4 protein-coding genes are annotated in these 3,557 nt (G+C 62.9%); 1 reads left to right on the top strand and 3 read right to left on the bottom strand.

Annotation, left to right across the window (positions count from 1 at the left end; translation table 11 throughout):
• Positions 1-173, bottom strand: a 173-nt coding sequence (locus tag ACRDUX_RS32485) for an FAD-dependent oxidoreductase (RefSeq protein ID WP_526420242.1), incomplete at its 3' end; no start/stop codon positions are given.
• Positions 174-335: 162 nt separating this feature from the next.
• Positions 336-662, bottom strand: coding sequence for an STAS domain-containing protein (locus ACRDUX_RS32480; RefSeq protein ID WP_526420240.1), 327 nt, complete (start codon positions 660-662; stop codon positions 336-338).
• Positions 663-1,174: 512 nt separating this feature from the next.
• Here ACRDUX_RS32480 and ACRDUX_RS32475 point away from each other — a divergent pair.
• Entirely contained in the window at positions 1,175-1,657 is a 483-nt protein-coding gene (locus tag ACRDUX_RS32475; RefSeq protein WP_526420238.1) for a DUF1942 domain-containing protein, read from the top strand.
• A gap of 555 nt (positions 1,658-2,212) precedes the next feature.
• Here the strand turns inward: ACRDUX_RS32475 and ACRDUX_RS32470 are convergent.
• Positions 2,213-3,557, bottom strand: a 1,345-nt coding sequence (locus ACRDUX_RS32470; RefSeq protein ID WP_526420236.1) for a CYTH and CHAD domain-containing protein, incomplete at its 5' end; no start/stop codon positions are given.

Here is a 3,557-nt window from a genome sequence, read left to right as displayed (position 1 = left end):
TACCGTGCCTCAAGGACCACGACACGCTTGCCCGCCCGGGCCAGCAGAACGGCAGTGGTCAGACCGGTAATTCCGGCGCCGATCACCACTACATCGGCTTGGAGCTCGGCTCCTGCCACAATGCCCGGCGGAGTCGCGGCTTCAACACGATTGGTTAGCCACAGCGATGTCATGACGGGAGCAATACCCCTCAAGCGGATGGCAAACTCGCGTGCGGCTCAGTCAGGACGACGGATGCGGCTCGTCCTCAGCCCACCGAGAACCGAGGGGTGGCAGCAATACCCGCTGCACTGCCCCGAGCGGAACAGGGCAGGCCCACACCAGTCGGCCGGACGCTACAACAGTTGCAGATGCCTGCACTTTTCCAATGCGGCCAATCCGGCAGGTGCGCTGTCCGCGGTGGGCAGCGCACCTTCGGGGTCGCAGATGCGAAGTACTCGCGTCACCTGGCCCGTCGCTACCAACAACCAGGGGATACCCCGCCGAGCGCATTCGGCGTTGATTCGGTGAAGGGCCGAAATACCGTCAATACCAAAGAAATTCATCCCACCGAGATCGAGGAGCAGTTGACAGCAGCCCTCCAGGTGATTTGTCACATTCTCGGAAACGTCGTGAGCATTGCTCGCGTCGATCTCGCCAAGAACGGTGATGACGCTGGCCAACCCGACTCGGCTGAGGGACAGTCGTAGCAGCTCGGAGTGTCCTCCAGGACCCGCATGGGAGGCCGTGGGAGGACGAACTTGCATAGCGGTCATAGCGCGCACATCGAACTCCATCGATAGTTCGGGCAACACAATGGGGGAGTCGCGCCAACTGGTCTAACGGCTTAAACCTACGCGCAAGGGCTTCACCAACCCTGGCGCGTCCGCGACGCATCTCAACGGCTGTCAGCTCAACCTCGTTCAAGCGTACGCCGGAACGTCGAACGCGACAATGACCAATATGTTCTCGTCGAGAAGGCCGCCAGGAGAACTAACAGAGTCGAAACGGTGACTGCTGCAGTGCCTTTCGCGCCTGAAATCGACAGGTTTCACCGCCCGACGGCGGTCCGCGATGATGCCCGCTGCGCGGGCGATCTTAAAACGGGTGGCCAATGATGTTTAACCGCCGCAAAGGCGGCAAAGCAGCGCGTAGCGGGCCAGCGAGCTGGTGTTGCCACGTGAGGAGTTGAGCCATGAATGCGATATCGAGCGCCGCAGCGATAGTGGGGACGGTCGGTGTGACGGCCATCGTCGGAATGGGCAGCGCAGGCAGCGCCCCGCTGGCGGCCGCTGCTTTCGGCAGTCCTCAGCAGGTGGGCAACGAAAGTCCGACAATCGCGTACACCGTGCACGATCTGCAGCCCAGCGACAGCGACGTGCTCACCGTGCCGTTGACGGGCAATCTGCCGCTGGCAGGTGATCTCTGGCAGGCCACCACCACGGTGATGGCGGTACGCGGCTCCGCCGTTCCAGCCATGCAATTCTTGAACGCGCGCAACGCCGACGGTCAGAACTATCGCGTACTCGAGCAGACGTTCTCCCCCGATCTCAGTGCTTCACCGCTGGACCAGGGGAGAGACACCACCGGCAGAATCTACTTCGACGTCACCGGTGGCGCGCCGACAGCGGTGGTTTACGACGACGGGGTACACACGCCCATCACGTGGACGCGTTGACCCGTCGCTTCACACTGCGCTCGCGCAGCTCTAGTCGCGCCTCGATCTCGACGTGGTGTCGTCGCCGAGTCTGAAGCCAGACCACCCGCTACCGCTGACGCTCAACCAGTTTGGGCTGCGGTTCGGCGCCACGCCGATCGCCGCATCAAGCCGGGGCCTACTGAGCCGAATGGCCCCGGGCCGGCCTGGCCATCCACCTCAACAGCTTGGTAGGTGAAAGGTTCACGAGATCGGTCCAGCAATGTCATCACCCCGCCGGGTCACCGCTAGGGACGAGGCGCAATCATCGACCGAGCCGAGCACGTGCTAGCGGTCGGGAGTGGTATGTCCTTGTACCGCAGGGATTTAACGGACGTTTACACCGTCATGCACCCCGGATTCGTGGCGGAGCACGCCATTTCGTCTGTGACATCTGAGCCAACTCGAACGCGCCGCTGCGGCCGGGATCTCCAATATCGCGACGGCGCTGCCAAGAAATCGGTAGGACGTAAGGACGGATTCTGTGATGGCTGGGAACTCGCCAAGGAAACACGCCGAGCTGCCCACCACTGCGTGTCACAGCAATGCGCGGGCCTCGCGGCGAGTGCGGCGGGCGAATTCGCATTCGCCTGCGTACAACAGGCCGAAGGTGAAGCCGTTCTCCTCAGCCGTGCCGCTCGTGGCCGCCGCCATCCGGCGCAATGCCGCGCGAGCCACGACTGTGTCTTGGTGGTCGCCGAGGATCGACTGAATTCGCTGGTAATGCTTCCGCGTTCGCTTGATCTTCGTCGCCGTCGCAAGGGGCTCGACGAGTTCTGCGGCGTATCGCGCGCGCTTCGCGGCTTTGCGGGCACGGTGCAGTTGATGGTCGTCGCCGGTCGAAATCCCCGAGGCGAGGCGCTTGTCTGCTTTGTGTGCGGCCTTGCCAGCAAGTTTACCCAGAGTGCCGTCCTTGACCCGTGATTTGAGCGGGGGATCGATGCGCCAACGCCGAAGCATCGCCATCAGCGCAAGGTAGCGGTCACCCGACATGGCTTCCTCGACGCGGGTGCGTGCCGGAAGTTCGATCGACTGCAGATCGCTGCGGACCCTGGCTCGGACGGGCCCGAGGACCATCTCCTCTGGGATGTCGTGGAGGGCAACGATGAACCGGCGCTGTTGCACCTGACAGTCACGCACCTCACCGAGTAGGTCAGCGAACCATTTCAATTCATCATCCATGTCTCCGATGCGGGCTTGGTCGAGTGCAGCATCGAATACCCGCAGAGTGCTACGCAACCGGCGGATCCCCACACGGGTGTCGTGGATGGGGTCCTGGCGACGCCGCAATCCGACGTCGCCGGCGATGATCCGATCGATCTGGGTGGTCAGATATTCGGCCAACGCGGAGCGGCTCTGGAGGGCGGGTGGTAGTTCGTGGGACGCCACTGCGTGTTCGAGCTTGGAAGCGTAGCGTGCTGGGCACGCACCAGCTGCGGCCAACTTCTTGGTCAATCGCTTCGGCGCCTTGTCGGCGGAGCCGAATTCCACCTCTATCTCACGCCAGGCCAGAAGGCGATCGCCCACCGAAGCGCGTACGTGATCGTCGACGAGTTCGGCCAGGATGGCCTGTCGCGCAGATGTGTTGATTCGGTAGCGCTCGCGTTTCGTGCGGATGGTCGCGAGCTCGGACAATGCTCGGCCCGAGGTGATGCCCTTCAGTAGATCTGTCAGTTCGGTGGGCGGTCGGTCCGACAGTGGCCAGTGCAGTTCGATGCGACCGTCCTTAGCGGGCAACTTCACCTGCCAGCCGGTGTCGTCGCCGTCCCTTCGGCGTACCAGGATTCCGCATGTGTGGAGGTCGCGGTCGAAGGTGTCGAAGTAGGTGCTGATCAAATCGACCGTGTCGTGACTGACGGTAGCGCCGTCCACGACCTGATCG

The sequence above is a fragment of the Mycobacterium sp. genome (assembly GCF_050701675.1).
Taxonomy (GTDB): Bacteria; Actinomycetota; Actinomycetes; order Mycobacteriales; family Mycobacteriaceae; genus Mycobacterium.
Note: the sequence above shows the minus strand (reverse complement) of the source record. Positions and strands in the feature narration are given on the sequence as shown.